Origin of the sequence: Microbispora amethystogenes (genome assembly GCF_016863015.1) — a bacterium.
Taxonomy (GTDB): Bacteria; Actinomycetota; Actinomycetes; order Streptosporangiales; family Streptosporangiaceae; genus Microbispora; species Microbispora amethystogenes.
This window is the reverse complement of the sequence record NZ_BOOB01000024.1, coordinates 159,156-176,259: the sequence shown is the minus strand read 5'-3', so window position 1 is coordinate 176,259 and position 17,104 is coordinate 159,156. Positions and strand designations below refer to the sequence as shown.

At 70.5% G+C, this 17,104-nt stretch carries 15 protein-coding genes; 5 read left to right on the top strand and 10 right to left on the bottom strand.

The window, feature by feature from the left end:
* On the bottom strand, nt 1-224 hold a 224-nt coding region (locus Mam01_RS17690; protein WP_204286412.1), incomplete at its 3' end, for a helix-turn-helix domain-containing protein.
* Nucleotides 225-371: 147 nt separating this feature from the next.
* Here Mam01_RS17690 and Mam01_RS17685 point away from each other — a divergent pair.
* The gene (locus Mam01_RS17685) at nt 372-1,052 is read left to right on the top strand and encodes a 4'-phosphopantetheinyl transferase family protein (protein ID WP_204286411.1); all 681 of its coding nucleotides are present in this window, start codon (nt 372-374) and stop codon (nt 1,050-1,052) included.
* A 7-nt stretch (nt 1,053-1,059) separates the two neighbouring features.
* On the opposite strand, the gene Mam01_RS17680 is transcribed toward Mam01_RS17685, so the two are convergent.
* Entirely contained in the window at nt 1,060-1,710 is a 651-nt protein-coding gene (locus Mam01_RS17680) for a hypothetical protein (RefSeq protein ID WP_204286410.1), read from the bottom strand.
* Between the two features lie 457 nt (nt 1,711-2,167).
* On the opposite strand from Mam01_RS17680, the gene Mam01_RS17675 reads away from it, so the two are divergent.
* Nucleotides 2,168-2,944, top strand: a complete 777-nt coding sequence (locus Mam01_RS17675) for a FadR/GntR family transcriptional regulator (protein ID WP_204286409.1) — start codon at nt 2,168-2,170, stop codon at nt 2,942-2,944.
* A gap of 973 nt (nt 2,945-3,917) precedes the next feature.
* A complete protein-coding gene (locus Mam01_RS17670) occupies nt 3,918-6,308 on the top strand; it encodes a ricin-type beta-trefoil lectin domain protein (protein ID WP_204286408.1) in 2,391 nt (796 codons plus the stop codon).
* A gap of 138 nt (nt 6,309-6,446) precedes the next feature.
* Here Mam01_RS17670 and Mam01_RS17665 read toward each other — a convergent pair whose 3' ends face one another.
* The 4 genes from Mam01_RS17665 to Mam01_RS17650 form a co-directional block, all read right to left on the bottom strand.
* Nucleotides 6,447-8,162, bottom strand: coding sequence for an amylo-alpha-1,6-glucosidase (locus Mam01_RS17665; protein WP_204286407.1), 1,716 nt, complete (start codon nt 8,160-8,162; stop codon nt 6,447-6,449).
* A gap of 52 nt (nt 8,163-8,214) precedes the next feature.
* Nucleotides 8,215-9,033: a carbohydrate ABC transporter permease gene (locus Mam01_RS17660; protein ID WP_204286406.1), complete on the bottom strand. Its 819-nt coding sequence runs from the start codon at nt 9,031-9,033 to the stop codon at nt 8,215-8,217.
* Nucleotides 9,033-9,986, bottom strand: coding sequence for a carbohydrate ABC transporter permease (locus Mam01_RS17655; RefSeq protein WP_225311926.1), 954 nt, complete (start codon nt 9,984-9,986; stop codon nt 9,033-9,035). Before Mam01_RS17655 ends, Mam01_RS17660 begins: the two co-directional genes overlap by 1 nt.
* Before the next feature lie 106 nt (nt 9,987-10,092).
* The gene (locus tag Mam01_RS17650; protein ID WP_204286405.1) at nt 10,093-11,373 is read right to left on the bottom strand and encodes a sugar ABC transporter substrate-binding protein; all 1,281 of its coding nucleotides are present in this window, start codon (nt 11,371-11,373) and stop codon (nt 10,093-10,095) included.
* Nucleotides 11,374-11,569: 196 nt separating this feature from the next.
* On the opposite strand from Mam01_RS17650, the gene Mam01_RS17645 reads away from it, so the two are divergent.
* Nucleotides 11,570-12,601 carry a LacI family DNA-binding transcriptional regulator gene (locus tag Mam01_RS17645; RefSeq protein WP_204286404.1) on the top strand — a complete coding sequence of 344 codons (1,032 nt, stop codon included), beginning with the start codon at nt 11,570-11,572 and terminating at the stop codon, nt 12,599-12,601.
* On the opposite strand, the gene Mam01_RS17640 is transcribed toward Mam01_RS17645, so the two are convergent.
* Both Mam01_RS17640 and Mam01_RS17635 read right to left on the bottom strand, forming a co-directional pair.
* On the bottom strand, nt 12,598-12,993 hold the full coding sequence (locus tag Mam01_RS17640; RefSeq protein WP_204286403.1) for a hypothetical protein: 396 nt from the start codon (nt 12,991-12,993) through the stop codon (nt 12,598-12,600). The two genes, Mam01_RS17645 and Mam01_RS17640, sit on opposite strands and share 4 nt — an antisense overlap.
* 113 nt (nt 12,994-13,106) lie before the next feature.
* Nucleotides 13,107-14,183, bottom strand: coding sequence for a Gfo/Idh/MocA family protein (locus Mam01_RS17635; protein WP_150937182.1), 1,077 nt, complete (start codon nt 14,181-14,183; stop codon nt 13,107-13,109).
* A gap of 229 nt (nt 14,184-14,412) precedes the next feature.
* Between Mam01_RS17635 and Mam01_RS17630 the strand changes: the two genes are divergently transcribed.
* Complete coding sequence (locus Mam01_RS17630; RefSeq protein ID WP_204286402.1) at nt 14,413-15,435, top strand: LacI family DNA-binding transcriptional regulator; 1,023 nt, start codon at nt 14,413-14,415, stop codon at nt 15,433-15,435.
* Nucleotides 15,436-15,446: 11 nt separating this feature from the next.
* On the opposite strand, the gene Mam01_RS17625 is transcribed toward Mam01_RS17630, so the two are convergent.
* Nucleotides 15,447-16,667, bottom strand: a complete 1,221-nt coding sequence (locus Mam01_RS17625; RefSeq protein ID WP_204286401.1) for an RNA polymerase sigma factor — start codon at nt 16,665-16,667, stop codon at nt 15,447-15,449.
* Nucleotides 16,664-16,993, bottom strand: a complete 330-nt coding sequence (locus Mam01_RS17620; RefSeq protein WP_150937188.1) for a YciI family protein — start codon at nt 16,991-16,993, stop codon at nt 16,664-16,666. The genes Mam01_RS17625 and Mam01_RS17620 overlap by 4 nt, the downstream gene beginning before the upstream one ends.
* Between the last annotated feature and the right edge of the window lie 111 nt (nt 16,994-17,104).

The window sequence follows — 17,104 nt, the reverse complement described above, 5'->3', positions numbered from 1 at the left end:
TCGGCCAGGAACGCCAGCTCTTCGGTCCGCTTCCACGCCGTCAGCAAGGCCGACGACTCCGCGAAGGAGACCCGGCGGCCCTCCAAGGCGTAGGCGCGACTCCGCTCCTCCAGCGCCCTGTTGTACACCAGGCGCACGCACCCGAACGTCCGGGCAAGCTCGGACGCCTGCTCGGGGGTCGGGTAGAAGCGGTACCGGTAAGCCCGCTTCACTGTCTGCGCCATGCCCCGCATCATGCCAGGCGATCGGCCGAGAATCGCATGTGTTCGTGCAGTGTTCCGCCTGGCGGTAAACCGCCTGCCTGTGCCCTGCTCCGCAGGGGATCCGATTCCTCCCCCACCTCAGGGCGGGGGTTTTCATGGAGGGTCTTGATGAACGAACCTGCGGCGATCAGGAGCATCCTGCCGCCCGAAGTGGTGGCGGTCGACACCTTTCACGACGCCCATGACGGGATGCTCTTCGCGGCGGAGGAGAAGGCCGTGAGCCGATCCGTGGACAAGCGCCGCAACGAATTCACCACCGCGCGCATCTGCGCACGCCGGGCGATGAAGCTGCTCGGCGTGCCCGAGCAGCCCATCCTGCGGGGTGATCAGGGCGAGCCGAAGTGGCCGGCGGGCCTGGTCGGCAGCATCACCCACTGCGCCGGCTACCGGGGAGCCGTACTCGCCCCCCGTGGGGATGTCGTCACCCTCGGCATCGACGCCGAGCCCGACGACGCCCTGACGAACGGCGTGCTCGATGCGATCTCGCTCCCCGAGGAACGCCTGGCCCTGCAGAAGCTGGCCCGCAAGCATCCCGGTGTCGCGTGGGACCGGCTGCTGTTCTCGGCCAAGGAAGCGGTCTACAAGGCGTGGTTCCCGCTGACGAAGCGCTGGCTCGACTTCGAGGACGCGATGGTGACCATCGACCCCGACAACGGCCGCTTCACCGCCGCGCTGAAGGTGAAGGGGCCGTACGTCTCGGGGGCCCAGCTCACCGGCTTCTCCGGGCGCTGGATCGCCACCAACGGCCTGCTCCTGGCCGCCATCGTCGTGCCCGCCCAGTCCCGCTGAGCCTGGATCAGGGCCCGCAGGCGACCGTCACGTCGGCGGTCCCGAAGACGTACTCGTCGGGGTTGTACCAGGAGGCGGCGCCCACCCTGCCGGCCGTCGTCGCACCATAGGAGACGAACCAGGCCGGGTGGTTCTCTCGGGCCTCCAGCGCGGTCGGATAGTTGCCGGGGCAACTGACCTGGAGGTTGCCGTACGAGAGGCCCCTGACGTAGACGCTCTGCTTGAACTCGGGCCGGGGAAGCCCCGAGGGCTTCATGTTGGAACACGTGAGGGTCAGCGTGACCGTGACGACGACCGGTCCGTATTTGGCCTCCTCCTGGAAGGTCTGGGAGTTGAAGAAGTTGACCTTCGCCATCTGCGCGCTGCCGTCGGGGACGGACTGCCAGAACTCGCTGAAGTGTGTGTACGACTGGTCTTCGGCGTCCCCGGTCTTCGCCGAGGCCGTGGCGCTGGTGATGTACGGGGTGGTCGACGGGCACTTCACCAGCGTGTACTTCGCCATCTGAGCGTTCGCCGCGGAGAGGTTCGACACCGTGGCCGTCACCTCGCCGGCGGCCGCGGCGAATGCCGGAGCGGCCGGGCTCAGCAGCCCCGCGGCCGTCAGCCCCGCCACCGTCAGAGCGGCGGCCACGCCCGCGCGAGCGGATTTCCTCGTCATCACGATTCCCTTTCCTGCACAGCTCCGCGCCTCGAGGGCCCGGTGAGCGGCGCGAACGCGCTCGTTCACCGGTCTCGGCGCCTTGTCCCGATCACCGTAGGGACGCAGGCTTGAGTGGGAGTTCGCCGCGGCTTTTCATCCGCTTAACACCGGCTGAGAGGCCCTGCTCCGACGGCACGGTCAGGCACGCCGAGGCGCGGCAGACCCGTCCGCGCGCGGACGCCGGGATTCGCGCGATGGCGGACAGGAAGCAATGGCGGACAGAAGCATGGGTCGGCTGCCCGTCTCCGCCGCAGTGCTCGGATGAATGTCTCACTCCGCGACGGTCGTCGGCATGCCTTCTGTTCGCGCCGACTCCCGGTTCGCCGCGCTTATCGCATGCGGCCGCCCACCCTCCGCGTGTCCCTCCCCGGGAAATGAGTCATGCTTCTACCAGCGATCACAAGGAGGGAGCGCCGTGACCGACACCCCACGTGAGGGCGGATACCGGCCGGGCTACGAGGTGGCCGCGGAGCAGGTGCTGGAGTTGATCGCCCGGCTGGGCCTGCGTCCGGGCGACCGCATGCCGACGGAGAACGACCTGGCCGGGCAGCTGGGCACCAGCCGCACCGTCGTGCGCGAGGCGGTGAAGATCCTGTCCGCGCTCGGCCGGGTGCGCGCCCAGAAGGGCCGGGGCCTGTACGTCGCCGACGACGAGGGGATGCTCGGCGCCGGGCGGCTGGCGTCGTTCTTCCTGCCCACCGACCTCGACCACGTCTACATGCTGTTCGAGTTCCGCCGGGCCCAGGAGATGGAGACCAGCCGGCTGGCCGCGCGCCGGGCCACCCCCGCCGAGCTCAGAGCGGTCGAGGAGGCCGCCGCCGTGTGCCGTCAGGGCTTCGAGACCGGGCGCGAGGACCTGTTCAACGAGGGCGACGACGCCTTCCATGCCGCCATCGCGACCGCCTCGCACAACATGTTCCTCCAGATCGCCGTGCGCGAGGCGAGGCGGCTCCAGGCCCAGTCCAGCATGATCGGGATGCACGGCTCGGTCGGCGGGCACGCCGCCAAGGCCGTCGAGGAACACGACGCCATCTACCAGGCGATCCGCGCCGGAGACCCGGCGGCCGCGGCCCACGCCGCCGCCGCGCACGTGGACAACACCCTGGACGACTACCGCAGGGAGATCCAGCATCGGCTCTTCTCCCCGGCCGAGCGGCCCGGCCCGGCGGTCAGCACGGGCTGGCCCGGGTGAGCGGGGCCGGTACGGGCGACGCGGCTCAGGGCTGACCGGTCGGCACGGGGTCGCTCCATAGGCACTCCGGTGCGTCACACGACTGAGTCGCGGAGTCTGACTCCTCGTCCTGGCAACTCGTCGTGACGGTGGTGGTGGGTGAGGCAGAGCAAATATCACGTGCCCGGAGCCCGTCAAGTAGGGCCCGGGCGGTCCCTCGCCCGCGCGACCCCACCTGCTCCTACGGGGCGACGATGGCCTCGTCCGGAGAGTGCGGCGTGAAAGTTTCACGCTGCACGGGTCACGGTCAGCCCGCCGCGACGATCTTCCGCTGCTGGTTCGTGCTGCGGCTGTCGGCGTACCGGCCCAGGCCCGAACGGCCGCCGGTGTGGCCCATGCCGTAGTCCGCGACGTACGACCCGCTCGGTGCGCCGTAGTCGATGGCGTCCCACTGGATTGTCGTACTTGCTCCCGGGCCCCACCGGGCTGCCCCACGGCGGTCACCGCGCCGCGGCCGATACCAGTGCCGACGGAAGCCGGAACATCCGACCACTCCTCTCCTGCGAGTGTCGTAGCGGAGCGAATACGACACCGGGAAGCCTGTCAAGAGCCCGCACTGTGGCCTTCCTGGCGGTTCCTCCACTCCTCCGGTGCGGCCCGTCTGCGCTCCCCTGAGGCTGGTCACACCTCCCGCGAGGCCGAACAGTATGAAACATTCATCCGTGATGTGTCGGCATTCGGCCGGGTGACCAGCGCCTCAGGGATCCGATGACGAGTCGGAAACCGGGGGCTTGACGGACCGTTAGGTTCCGCCGATAACTGGTATCCAGACCCTCCGAGGCCGGCTCTCCCCGGGCCAGGCCTCGCGGTCCGACCATCACGCCGGGCCCGGGAACACGCTCCCGGACCTCCCCGCGGTGGCCGCAGGCGTCGATTGCTTCATGACAGCAATTGTTAACGCTAACATTGCGAGCCCAGAAGGAAGGACCCCCCTATGAGCAGGCGAAAAGAGCCCCCGGTGCGCGGCGTCATGAGCGTCGTGGTCGCGCTCCTGGCGGTCGCGATGTCCCTGGTGGCCGTCGCCCCCGCGCGGGCGGCCGTCGGGATCACGATCAACGGCGGTTCCGGCGGGCGTACGTTCGACGGTGTCGGCGCGATCAGCGGCGGCGGGGGCAACAGCCGCCTGCTGGTCGACTACCCCGAGCCGCAGCGCACCCAGATCCTCGACTACCTGTTCAAGCCCGGGTACGGCGCCTCGATGCAGATCCTCAAGGTCGAGATCGGCGGCGACACCAACTCCACCGACGGCGCCGAGCCGAGCCACCGGCACACCTCCGGCGACATCGACTGCAACCGCGGCTACGAGTGGTGGCTGATGGAGCAGGCCAAGGCCCGCAACCCCAACATCAAACTGGTGGGCCTCGCCTGGGGCGCCCCCGGCTGGCTGGGCAACGGCAACTTCTGGTCGCAGGACACGATCAACTACCTGGTCGACTGGCTGGGGTGCGCGAAGAACAGCCACAACCTGACCATCGACTACCTGGGCGGCTGGAACGAGAAGGGCCGCGACACGAACTGGTACGTCAACCTCAACTCGGCCCTGGACTCCCGCGGCTACGGCAACGTGAAGATCATCGCCGATGACAACTTCGGCTGGGGCATGGCCGACGACGCGGTGAACAACAGCGCCTTCCGCAACGCGGTCGACGTGTACGGATCGCACTACGTCTGCGGCTACCGGGGCGCCCAGCAGAACTGTCCCAGCTCCACCAACGCGATCAACTCCGGCAAGGCGCTGTGGGCCAGTGAGAACGGGTCCGACGACTACAACGACGGGGCCAAGGCGCTGGCCCGGGGCATCAACCGCGACTACATCGACGGCAAGATGACCGCCTACATCAACTGGCCGGTGATCGCCGCGATCACCCCGAACCTGCCCTTCGCCACGATGGGTGTGGCGGTGGCGCCGCAGCCGTGGTCGGGGTACTACGCGATCGGCAAGAACGCCTGGGTGATGGCGCAGACCACCCAGTTCACCGCTCCCGGCTGGAAGTACCTCGACTCCTCCAGCGGCTACATCGGCGGCAACCGGGGCAACGGCAGCTACGTGTCGCTGAAGTCGACGAACAACACCGACTACAGCACGATCATCGAGACGATGGACGCCACCTCCGCCCAGACGCTGAACTTCACCGTCACCGGCGGCCTGTCCACCGGCCAGGTGCACGTGTGGGCGACCAACCTCAACTCCGGCAACTCCGCCGACTACCTTGTCCACACCAGCGACCTCACCCCCTCCGGCGGCACCTACTCCCTGACCGTCCAGCCCGGGTACGTGTACTCGATCACCACGACGACCGGGCAGGGCAAGGGCACCGCGACCAGCCCGGCCCGGGGCACGATGGCCCTGCCCTACTCCGACACCTTCGACTCCTACGCCGTGGGCCGGGAGGCGAAGTACCTGATGGACATGCAGGGCTCGTTCGAGGTCGTGGGCTGCGGCGGCGGCCGGTCGGGGCGGTGCGTGCGTCAGATGGCCCCGCGCCAGCCGATCCTGTGGACCGGCGGCTCCCACCCCTACGCCCTGCTGGGTGACCTGGCCTGGAGCAACTACACCATCTCCACCGACGTCATGCTGGAGCAGAGCGGTTACGTGGAGATCATCGGCCGGGCCGGCGCCCAGCACTCCTTCGGCCCGGAAGGGCTGAACGCCTACTACCTGCGGGTGACCGACGGCGGCGCCTGGCAGATCATCCGCAACAACGTCGACAACGCGATGACGACGGTCCGCAGCGGCACCGTCGCCTCGCTCGGCACCGGCCGCTGGCACACCCTGGCCCTGACCTTCTCCGGCAGCACCATCACCGCGAGCATCGACGGCACGCAGGTCGGTTCGGTCACCGACGGCACCTGGGGCGCGGGCCAGGCCGGCATCGGCACCAGCACGACCGAGACCGCGCAGTTCGACAACCTGTCGATCACCCCGGGCCAGGGCGGCGGCACCGGCAACGGCAATCTGCTGCGCGGCCTGGCGAGCGGCCGGTGCGTGGACGTGCCGAACCAGTCGCAGACCAACGGCACCCAGGTGGCGCTGTGGGACTGCAATGGCGGCACGAACCAGCAGTGGACCTACACCTCCGGCAAACAGCTCCAGGTGTACGGCAGCAAGTGCCTCGAAGCGGGCACCTCCACCGGCGCCGCGGCCGTCATCAACGGCTGCTCCGGCGGGGCCGCCCAGCAGTGGAACCTCAACGCCGACGGCACCGTCACCGGCGTCCAGTCCGGGCTCTGCCTGGACGCCAACGGCGGCGGAACCGCCAACGGCACAAAGATCATCGTCTGGTCCTGCAACGGCGGCGCGAACCAGCAGTGGAGCCGCAACTGACCCTGCCCGGTCTCCCGTCCCGGCGGTCCGCCGCCGGGACGCGACCGGCCCCCGCTCCCCCGCCCGGCCGTGCTCCGGGCGGGGGCCAGGCCGGCCCCCGCCTCCGTGAATCGAAGCGTTTCGACGCGAGGCGCGCCGTCACCGGGTGTCCGGCGCCTCACTCTCCCGGCGTTCACAGGCGGCGGCGAGGAGGAGATAGGCGCTAGCCGTCCAGGTGTAGGCGCGGTCGCGGAGGCCGGCGCCGCTGCGGGCGTCGAAGTTCTCCGCGAACCCCGACTTCTCGCACAGCATCCGGAACCGGGCGCTGATCTCGTCGGCCTGCTCCGCGTATCCGGCGCGGCGCAGGCCGTCCTCGATCAGCACGGTCGAGGGCGCCCAGATCGGCCCGCGCCAGTAGCCGTCGTCCTGGTAGTGCGGGGAGGAGGGCGGCTCGGTGGCGAGCCCGAACTCGGTCAGGTGCGCCTCGATGCCCGCGGCGAGCGCCGAGCGGACCGGTTCCGGCAGCTCGTCGCCGAGCACGATCGGCATCAGGTCGAGCAGGCTGGAGCTGGACCAGGTGCGCCCCGACAGGGCGCCCCGCGCGACGAACCGCTCGCCGTCCCACAACTCCGTGAGCAGCGCCTCGCGCATCCGGTCGGCCTCCCGGCTCCAGGCCGCCGCCTCGTCCGTACGGCCGAGCCGGTCGGCGAGCCGGGCCAGCTCGCGCATCTGCAGCACCAGGAAGGCGGCCAGGTCGGCGGTCTCGACGACGCGCTCGGGATCGAACGTGGTGGCGTTGTCCCAGCCGCTGTCGTTGCCGTGCTGGTAGTGGGCGAGCGGACGGCCTGGCGCGCGCCGCTTCGTCAGCCAGAAGCCGGTCCACCGCTCCAGCAGCCGGTACGTCTCCAGTTCCTCTCCATGCGAGGGCAGGCGGCGCAGCGCCCAGCCGTGGATCGGCGGCTTGACGAAGTTGTAGAGGATTTCGGAGTGGGTGACGGAGTCGGGCAGCGCGCCCGTGGCGTCCTGGTGGTCGAAGGGCACCCGGAACTGGTCCCACGCCAGCTCCGGCAGGCCGTCGGCGAGCGCGAGGGCGTTGAAGCAGTGGTCCCAGCTCCAGACCTTGTCCATCCAATGCTTGGACATCAGCACGGCGGAGCGCGTGACGAACCCGGCCGGGCGCACCGTGGCCGACCACAGGACGTACGCCGCGAGCTCGGCGGCGGGGGTGCGGTCGCTCCGCCAGGGCGCCACCGCCTCGGTGAACGCGTCGAAATCGGCCCGGGCCGCCGCGACCACCTCGTCGAAGTCGCGCACGGCGGCGTAGGGGGCGCGGGCGGTCTCGTACTCCTCGACGGCGATCTCCCACGGCTCGCCGTCGCCGGGGAGCACGACACCGCGCTCGGCCGTGCCGAGCGCCTGCGCGCCCGCCGGCTCGGCCCGCCCGGCCAGCAGGGTGATCCGGTAACGGCGCCCGGTCTGGTAGACCGTGAAGACCCACGAGCCGTCGCAGGGATCCTGGTAGAAGTACGGCCCGCTGAACGGCGTGAGGACCGGGTCGGCCGCCTGGAGGTGCAGCCCCAGTCCGTGCCCGCGCAGCCGTACGGTGTCGGCGTTCTCGTACGCGAGGTCGATCCGGCCGGTGTCCCAGGTCCAGGTGAGCAGCTGCGGCGCGGCGGTGACCACGGTCTCCGCGCGGTCGCCCGCCACGACCGGCACCAGCCGCAGGATCGGGTGCATGCCGGTCTGGTGCGACACGAGATGGACGTCCCGCGCGTAGTTCTTCTCCCCGATCACCGGTGAGAAGCCGAACCAGGATCCGCGGAAGCTGAACGGGATCTCCTGCGGGGAGAACACCGGGCCTGCGGCGACGGTCATGAAGACGATGTCCCTTCTGTCCTGAAGAGGGCCGGTCCTGAAGAGAGCCGGGTCAGTGCTTCACCGCGCCGGCGGTGACTCCGGCGGCGACGTAGCGCTGGGCGACGACGAGGAGCACGGTGGCGGGGATCGAGGCGATCACGGCGGTGGCCATGATGGCGTTCCACTGCTGGTTGTTGTTGCCGATGTAGTGGTAGATGCCGAGGGTGATGGGCTGGTGGTCGCCGCCCTGGTCGAGGGTGCTCGCGAAGACGAAGTCCGACCAGGCCCACAGGAACGCGAACAGCGACACCGTGATGACGGCGTTGCGGCTGACCGGCAGCACGACCGACCAGAAGGTGCGCAGCGCTCCCGCGCCGTCCACTCGGGCCGCCTGCAGCAGTTCCTCGGGGATGCCGGACATGAACGTCGTCAGCACCAGCACCGCGAACGGCACCGCCAGCGTGGAGTCGGCCACGATCAGCCCGGGGAGCGTGTTGAGGAGACCGGTGCTGAGGAAGATCGCGTAGAACCCCATCGCCATGATGATCCCGGGGATCATCTGCGCGATCAGCAGCGCGAACGTCAGCGCCCCGCCGCCGCGCGGCCGGAGCTTCGCCAGCGAGTACGCCGCGGGCGCCGCGACCAGCAGGGTCAGCGCGACCGTGCCGAGCCCCACGACCAGGCTGGTCGCGAGGTACGGCAGCTGCCGGTCGAGCACCTCGTGGTAGCCCTCCAGCGTCCCGTTCACAGGGAACCAGTTCGGCGGCGACTTGCGCATGTCCTGGTCACGGGTGAAGGAGACGTTGATCATCCAGTAGACCGGGAACAGCATCAGGCCGGTGAGCACCAGCCCGAGCGCGGTCTTCGCCGGACTGCGGGAGCCCCTCATCAGAAGGCCTGCCTTCGCTGGAGACGGATGTAGACCAGCCCGAACACCAGGGCCATGACGATCAGCAGGTTGCCGACCGCGGCGCCGGGCCCGAACGCCGGCAGCAGGTTGCCGAACCCCAGCCGGTACGACCAGGTCGCGAACGTGGTGGACGACCCGCTCGGCCCGCCCCTGGTCATGATCCAGATGATGTCGAACACCTTGAGCGTGTAGACGAGCCCGAGCAGCAGCGTGATCGCCGAGACCGGCCGGAGCAGCGGGAACGTCACCCGCCAGAACCGCTGCGAGCCGTTCGCGCCGTCCAGTTCGGCCGCCTCGTAGATCACGGGGTCGATGGCCTGCAGGCCGGAGTACAGCACGACCAGGTTGAACGGGATGCCGATCCAGATGTTGGCGATGACGACCGACCACAGCGACCAGTCCGGCGAGGTCAGCCAGTGGACCGGAGCCGCGCCGAACGCGCCGAGGACGGCGTTGACGACGCCGGAGTCGCTGTTGAGCATCCACGACCAGGTCGAGGACGACACGATCAGCGGCAGCAGCCACGGCACCAGGAACAGCGCCCGCAGCGTGGCCGACAGCCGGAAGTTCCGGTGGAAGAACATCGCCAGCGCGAGCCCGATCGTGAACTGGAAGGCCAGCGACACCACGGTGAACACCACCGTGTGCCAGAGCGCCGGACCGAACGTCGGGTCCGCCACGACCTTCGCGTAGTTGGCCGTCCCGGTGAACGGCGCGTCGCCCCGTACGAACGACCGCACGGTGTAGTCGCGCAGGCTCAGGTCGAGGTTGCGGTAGAGCGGGTAGGCGTAGAAGACCGCCAGGTAGACGACGACCGGGGCGAGGAAGGCCCACGCCGCCCACTGCCGGGACGGGGGCCGCGCCATCGCCCGGCGGCCCCGCCCCGCGGCCGGTGCGCGCGCGGCGGCGGGCGGCGCGGGCGCCTGTGTCACGTGATTCATGCTGTCCTTCGTCCGACGGGAGGCCGCGGAAGGAGCCTGGAAGAGGGCCCCGGGGCGCCGATCCCCGGGGCCTGTCCATCGCCCCCGTGGCTGACTCCTACTGCGTGGCGCTCGCCGCGGCGGTCTGGGCCTCGGCCATCGCCTGCTGCGGGCTCTTCGAGCCGCTCAGCGCGGCCTGCACCGCGTTCCACATCGGCTCGGAGATCTTCGGATACTTGGTGCCGAGGTCGTCGCTGGTGCGGCCCTTGGCCGCCTTGACCGCCTCCACCCACACCTTCAGGCCGGCGTTCTGCTCCACCTGCTTGGCCTGCACCTCCTCGGTGGGCGCGATGTACGACAGCGTCGTCGTCGTGCTGAGGGAGTTGTCCGTGCTGGTCAGGCAGGCCACCAGCTTCTGGGAGACGGCGTAGCGGGCCGTGTCCTGCTGCACCGGGATACTCACGAACTCGCCGCCGGTCGGGGCGGGCGCGGTGCCGCCGTCCTTCGCGGGAACGGGGATGATGCCGTACTCGAACCCGGCCTTCTCGGCGTTGGCGAGCTGCCAGGTGCCGTTCTCGGCGAAGGCGAAGTCGCCGCCGGCGAACTCCTGCCAGCTCGTGGTCTGGGTGTTGTTGATCACCGAGTTGGGGGCGTACCCCTTCTTCAGCCAGTCGGTCCACAGCGCGACCGCCGAGACGCCCTCGGGCGAGTCGAGCTTGGTGAGCTGCGCGCCCGAGCCCCAGAACCAGGGCAGGAACTGGAAGCTGCCCTCCTCGGTGCCGATCGCGGAGAACGTGATCCCCTTCTTGCCCGCGGCCTTGACCTTCTCCAGGGCGGCGGTCAGCGACGCCCAGTCCTTGACCGACGCGACGTCCACACCGGCCTTCTTCAGCACCCCCTTGTTGTAGTACAGGGCGAGGGTGTTGGCCCCGATCGGGACGCCGTAGGTCTTGCCCCCGCTCTGCCCGGCCGCGAGCAGGTTCGGCGCGACGGCGGAGGTGTCGAGCTTGTTCTCCTCGGTGCTGGTGAGGACCCCGGCCTCGGCCAGCGTGGAGACCACCGGGTTGTCGACGATGAGCACGTCGGGCGCGTTGCCCTGCTGCGCGGCGAGCAGCGTCTTGTTGGTCAGGTCGGTGGTGTCGTAGGCGGTGCGCTCCACCGTGACGCCCGCCTGGGTGCCGCACGATTCGAGCAGCTTGACCCAGTCGGAGCTCTTGTCGTGCTGCGGGTAGGGGTCCCAGATCGTGTACGCCCCGCCACCGGCGGCCTGGCTACTGGACGCCTGGGCGCCCGCGCCGGTCGAGTCGCCGGACGAGGAGCATCCGGCGAGCCCGGACGCGACCGCCAGGGCCGCTATAGCCAGACCGGCCAGGTGCCGGCCCGGTGCCGCTGATCTCATGATCGTAACCTCCGCTGACGCGCGTTACGCGGCTGTTTCGTTGGATATCGAATCGGTTCGCATGAACATAGGCCTACATATCGCCGACGTCAATGGATACCGCCGAATCCACCCGCCTGATGGCAGGCTCATCGGTTCGACCTAGGATGGACGCGGTCGGTCGGATCAGCGGTTGGCAGGATCAAAGGGGGCGCCGGTGAACATCGGGGAGATCGCCAGACGGTCGGGCGTGGCGCGCAGCACCGTCTCCTACGCCCTGAGCGGCAAACGCCCGGTGGCCGAGGAGACCCGCCGCCGCATCCAGGCGGTCATCGACGAGCTGGGCTACCAGCCGAACGCCACCGCAAAGGCGCTCAAGGAGGGCAGGACCCGGACCCTCGGCCTCGTCATCCCCCCGGCCAGCCGGCGCCTGACGGACCTGCAGCTCGGGTTCGTCGCCAGCGTCGTGGACGCCGCCGCCCGCGCCGACCTCGACGTGCTGCTGTCGCCGTCCGGCGGGGAGCACGACCGTTCCTTCGAACGGGTGGTCAGCGGCAGACGGGTCGACGGCGTCATCCTGATGGAGATACGGCTGGAGGACGACCGGGTCGCCCGCCTGCGGCGGAGCAGGCTGCCCTTCGTCGGTATCGGCCACACGAGCCGCCCCGACGAGATGTCCTGGGTGGACGTCGACTACGAGACCCTGATCTCCGGATGCGTGCACCACCTGGCCGATCTCGGCCACCGCCGGATCGCCCTGGTGAACCGGTCCGCCGAACTGGTGGCCGCCGGGTACGGCCCCGCCCATCGGGCCCAGGCCGGTTTCACCCGCGCCGCGGCCGAACGCGGCGTGGAAGGCGTGGAGGTGTGCTGCGCCGACGACGCCCGCGCCGGGCAGTCCTGCGTCGAGCGGCTACTCGCCGATGATCCCGGCCTCACCGCCATCGCGACCATCAACGAGGCCGCGATGCCCGGCATGTTCCGCGCGATCGAGCGGGCGGGTCTGGCGGTGCCCGGCGACTTCTCCATCACGGGCGTCGCCGCGCGCCTGTGGGCCGAGAGCCTGCACCCGCCGCTCACCGCCGCCGACATGCCCGCCGACGAGCTCGGCGCGCACGCCGTGGAGATGCTCATCCAGCGCATCGCCGAGCCCGCCACCCCCCACCGTCATCTCCTCGTCGCGCCGCCCATCTCCCTGCGCGGCACGACCGGCCCCGCACGCCCCCGGAAGCCGGGCGACCAGGTCTAGGAGAAGGTCGGGTAACCGTCGCAGGTGTAGCTGTTCAGCTGCTGGACCGAGGAGATCTTGTCGTTGAACTTCCACTGCGGCGCTCCGAGGACGTCCACCTTCTCCCACGGCCGGATGCAGTAGCGGCGGTCCCGGAAGTTCCTGTCGTCGTAGACGACCCAGGCGAGCCAGCTGTTGTTCACGATCGAGCTCGCCCGGTCGGAGAAGCCGATGCTCTCGTGCGAGTACCAGAAGACGCGGTGCTCGCCCTCGTACCAGGAGTCGTCGTAGAGGTAGAGCCCCGCTATCTCGCCCGGCTTGAGTTCGGCGTACGCGGCGGGGGCGGCGGTGATCGTGCCGGCGACGGCGGCGGCCGCCGCCAGGCAGGTGATCGTCCTGGTCAGTCTCGACATGGTCTTCTCCCAGACAGTCGTCGTTGTCGTGTCTGGGAAGAGCATGCCGATCACCGTTTGGCCGCCACTTGGACGGCTCTTGGCGCCCGCTGGGCGCGCTCTCGTTCACCTGGTCACAGGGCCCACTCCATCGGCGCGGGCGGGGTGAAGTCCGAGGTCAGCTCGACCGGCTTGCCCGTCTCGTACGACTCCCTGGCGGCGCAGAGGATCTCCACCACGTGCGCGGCCTGACGGCCGGTGGCCCGGTGGGGGCGGTCCTCCCGGATCGCCGCGGCGAGGTCGCGCACCGCCCTCCCCCACTCCACCCCCTTCCACGGCTCGCGCAGCGGGGGCACCGGCTCGGGGTCGCGGCCCGGCGTACGGACCTCCACGGACGGGTCGAAGTCGTGCCAGCTCTCCAGCAGCAGCGAGCCGTCGTCCCCGTGGAACTCCACCCCCTGCTGCCGGGTGGAGCCGTTGGGCACGTAGAAGGAGCAGGTCAGGCGGAGCAGGACGCCGCCGTCGAACTCGACGTTGGCCACCACGTAGTCGGGCGTGGTGATCGTGAACTCGCTGCCGTCCAGGCGGGTGCGGCGGGGCCAGACGACGGAGGAGAACGCGGTGACCCGCCGGGCCGGGCCGAGGGCCGTCGTCACGATCGTGAGCGGGTAGACCCCGACGTCGAACAGCGGCCCCACGGCGTAGAAGCCGTCGGGCTCGGGGTGCCACGCCTCGATCCTGCCCCAGTTGACCTCGGCGAAGACGAGCCGCACGGGGCCGACGCGACCCTCTCTGAGCAGCTTGAGCGTGGTCTGCTGGGCCTCGCCGAGGAAGGTCGCCGGGGCGCAGCCCAGCCGGAGGCCGCGGCTCTCCGCGATCTCCACGAGCCCGGCCGCCTCCTCGTGCGTCAGCGCCAGCGGCTTCTCGCTGTGCACGTGCTTGCCGGCCTCCAGGCTGCGGCGGATCACCTCGTAGTGCGCCCGGTGGACGGTCAGGTTCACCACGATGTCGACGTCGTCGTCGGCGAGCACCTCGTCGAGCGTGCCGTACACCCGGCCGCCGTGCGGGGCCGCCAGTGCCTCGGCCCGCTCCGGCAGCACGTCCTGGGCGCCGACCAGGCGCATCTCCGGATAACGGGCCAGGTCGGCGGCGTACCGGGCGGCGATGTTGCCGCAGCCGACGATCGCCACGCCGGTGCTGTCGGAAGCCACGATCGTTCTCCTCTGATTTCAGTGAAACCGCGACATCCCGCACGAAGTTACGCCGACCTCACACAGCGGTCAATGAACGATGAAGACCGATATATGACCCCTTGACGGGCAATATGACCACGGCCTAGCGTCGTCAGAACGACGAAATTTCACTGAAATTTCAGGACTGAGACTTCAGGGCAGACACCGAGATCGATCAGGCCCGGCCGGGCCCCCTCATGGAGGGCGTATGCGGCGGACGACGGGACGGTCCACCCTCAAGGAGGTGGCCGAGCGGGCCGGCGTCTCGATCGGCACCGCCTCCGCGGTCTTCGCCGGCAAGACATGGGTCTCGCCCGCCACCGGTTCGGTGGTCCGCCGGGCCGCCGAGGAGCTCGGCTACCGCCCGCGGGCCCGCCGGCCGGCCGAGACGGGCATGATCGGGTTCGTGTCGTGGGTGAGCGAGCTGTTCTCCCCCGGCAATCTCTACTACGCCCCCGTCGTGTACGGCGCGCAGCAGGCGTGCGCCGAGCTCGACCTCTCGATGACGTACGAGGTGATCCAGCCGCGGGGCGACCGGCTGCCGCTCTGCGTCGAGCGCGGCCAGGTCGCCGGGCTGCTCGTGCTGAACGTCGGCGCGAGCCGCGACTACCTGGCGAGGATCCTCGACGCGGGGGTGAGCTGTGTCCTGCTGGAGCACGCCGTCATCGACCTCCCGGTGGACTACGTGCGCCACGACGACGAGACCGGCGGATACCTCGCCACCCGCCACCTCATCGGGCTCGGTCACACCAGCCCGCCACCGGCGATCATCACGGCCGGGGCGCACATCGTGCCCGCCGCACAGCGACTGGCGGGCTATCACCGCGCCTGCGCCGAGCACGGCCTGACCCCCGACCCGGCGTACGTGCGGCCCGGCGACTTCACCGCGCGGACCGGCTACGAGCAGATGACGGCGCTGCTCGACCTGCCCGTGCCGCCCACCGCCGTGTTCTGCGCCAACGACCTGTCGGCGTTCGGGGCGCTCGACGCGCTGCGGGAGCGGGGCCTGCGCGTGCCCGGCGACGTCAGCGTGATCGGCTACGACGACGTGGCGATGGCCGCGCACGCCTCCCCGCCCCTCACCACGATCGCCTCCGACAAGGAACTGCTCGGCGCCCAGGCCGTCTGGCACCTCGTCCAGCGCGTCCGCCGCCCCGAGACGACCAGCCGCGACACGATGCTCGGCGTCCGCCTCGTCGAACGCCGCTCCACCGCTCCCCCACACCGTTGAACGGTGACCGTTCACGGGCCGGCCAGCTGGTCGCGGCGGCGGACGAGGTACGCCGTCTCGGCGGTGTTGGCGGCGAGGGCGATGGCCCGGTCGTACGCCGCCCGCGACTCCGCGCTGCGGCCCAGCCGGCGCAGCAGGTCGGCGCGGGTGGCGTGGAAGGCGTGGTATCCCTCCAGCGGCAGACCGTCCACCTCCGCCAGGGCGACCTGGGGGCCGTCGATCTCGGCGACCGCGATCGCCCGGTTGAGCCGCACGATCGGCGAGGGGTCGAGGCGGACCAGCTGGTCGTAGAGCGCGACGACCTGCGACCAGTCGGTGTCACGGACGTCGCGGGCGTCGGTGTGGACGGCGTTGATCGCGGCGAGGACCTGGTAGCGCCCCGGCGCCTGCCCGGAGGCGAGGCGCGCGCGGACCAGGGCGTGGCCTTCGGCGATCAGCTCGCGGTCCCAGGCGCCGCGGTCCTGCTCGCCGAGGGCGACCAGCTCGCCGCCCGCCGACACCCGCGCGGCCCGGCGGGCCTCCGTCAGCAGCATCAACGCCAGCAGCCCGGCCACCTCGCCGTCCGCCGGCAGCAGCGCACGCACCAGCCGGGTCAGCCGGATCGCCTCGGCGGTCAGGTCGCCGCGAACCGGCTCCCTGGCGGGGTCCGAGGCCAGGTAGCCCTCGTTGAAGATCAGGTAGAGGACCGTGAGGACGCCGGTGACCCGGGCGGGGAGGTCCTCGCGGAACGGCACTCCGTAGGGGATCCTCGCCGCCTTGATCTTCGCCTTCGCGCGCGTGATCCGCTGCCCCATGGCGGTCTCCTGGACCAGGAACGCGCGGGCGATCTCGGGCACGGTGAGCCCGCCGACCATCCGCAGGGTCAGCGCGATCCGCGCCTCCATGGCGAGAGCGGGATGGCAGCAGGTGAACACGAGGCGGAGCCGGTCGTCGTCGACGGCGCCGAGCGGCTCGGGGGTGTCGGACAGCATCAGCGCCTCCCTGTGCTTCTCCTCGCGCCTGACCTCACGCCGGAGCCGGTCGACGGCCTTTCGGTAGGCGGTGGTGGTCAGCCACGCGCCGGGGTTCGGCGGGACCCCCTCGACCGGCCATCGCTCGACGGCGGTCGCGAACGCCTCGGCGGCCATCTCCTCGGCGACGTCGAGGTCGCCGAGACGCCTGGCCAGGGTCGCGACCACCCGGGCCCACTCCTCGCGGTGGACCCGGGCGATCACCTCGTCGACGCCGGTCATTCGCCCAGGATCGGCCGCAGCTCGACCCTCCGGTTGCAGCTCTTCGACCCCGCGGCGGCGAGCCGCAGCGCCACGTCGAGGTGGGGCGCCTCGATGATCCAGAAGCCGATGATGTGCTCCTTCGACTCCAGGTAGGGCCCGTCGGTGAACACCGGCTCTCCGTCCCGGCCGTCGACGACGGTGGCCGTGCCGGGCGACGCGAGTCCCACGGCAAAGACCCAGTGACCGTCGGCCTGGAGCTGCTCGTTGAAGACGTCGATCGCGGCCTGCTCCTCGTCGGTGGCGACGGCCGACTCGTTGAGCACGGACATCAGGTACTGCGCCATCGGGATCATCTCCTGTCGTCGTGTGGCCGCCCCCTCGGGCCGCCTCTCACCCCTGCTACGAACGCCGCCGTCCGGATCCGACACCCTCCGCCGAACATCTTCGAAGAATTC

Bases quoted from the DNA above. Each gene is read 5' to 3' on its own strand.
- Mam01_RS17685 (WP_204286411.1), top strand. From the start codon at position 372: ATGAACGAACCTGCGGCGATCAGGAGCATCCTGCCGCCCGAAGTGGTG.
- Mam01_RS17680 (WP_204286410.1), bottom strand. From the start codon at position 1,710: ATGACGAGGAAATCCGCTCGCGCGGGCGTGGCCGCCGCTCTGACGGTG.
- Mam01_RS17670 (WP_204286408.1), top strand. From the start codon at position 3,918: ATGAGCAGGCGAAAAGAGCCCCCGGTGCGCGGCGTCATGAGCGTCGTG.
- Mam01_RS17665 (WP_204286407.1), bottom strand. From the start codon at position 8,162: ATGACCGTCGCCGCAGGCCCGGTGTTCTCCCCGCAGGAGATCCCGTTC.
- Mam01_RS17660 (WP_204286406.1), bottom strand. From the start codon at position 9,033: ATGAGGGGCTCCCGCAGTCCGGCGAAGACCGCGCTCGGGCTGGTGCTC.
- Mam01_RS17650 (WP_204286405.1), bottom strand. From the start codon at position 11,373: ATGAGATCAGCGGCACCGGGCCGGCACCTGGCCGGTCTGGCTATAGCG.
- Mam01_RS17640 (WP_204286403.1), bottom strand. From the start codon at position 12,993: ATGTCGAGACTGACCAGGACGATCACCTGCCTGGCGGCGGCCGCCGCC.
- Mam01_RS17630 (WP_204286402.1), top strand. From the start codon at position 14,413: ATGCGGCGGACGACGGGACGGTCCACCCTCAAGGAGGTGGCCGAGCGG.
- Mam01_RS17625 (WP_204286401.1), bottom strand. From the start codon at position 16,667: ATGACCGGCGTCGACGAGGTGATCGCCCGGGTCCACCGCGAGGAGTGG.
- Mam01_RS17620 (WP_150937188.1), bottom strand. From the start codon at position 16,993: ATGGCGCAGTACCTGATGTCCGTGCTCAACGAGTCGGCCGTCGCCACC.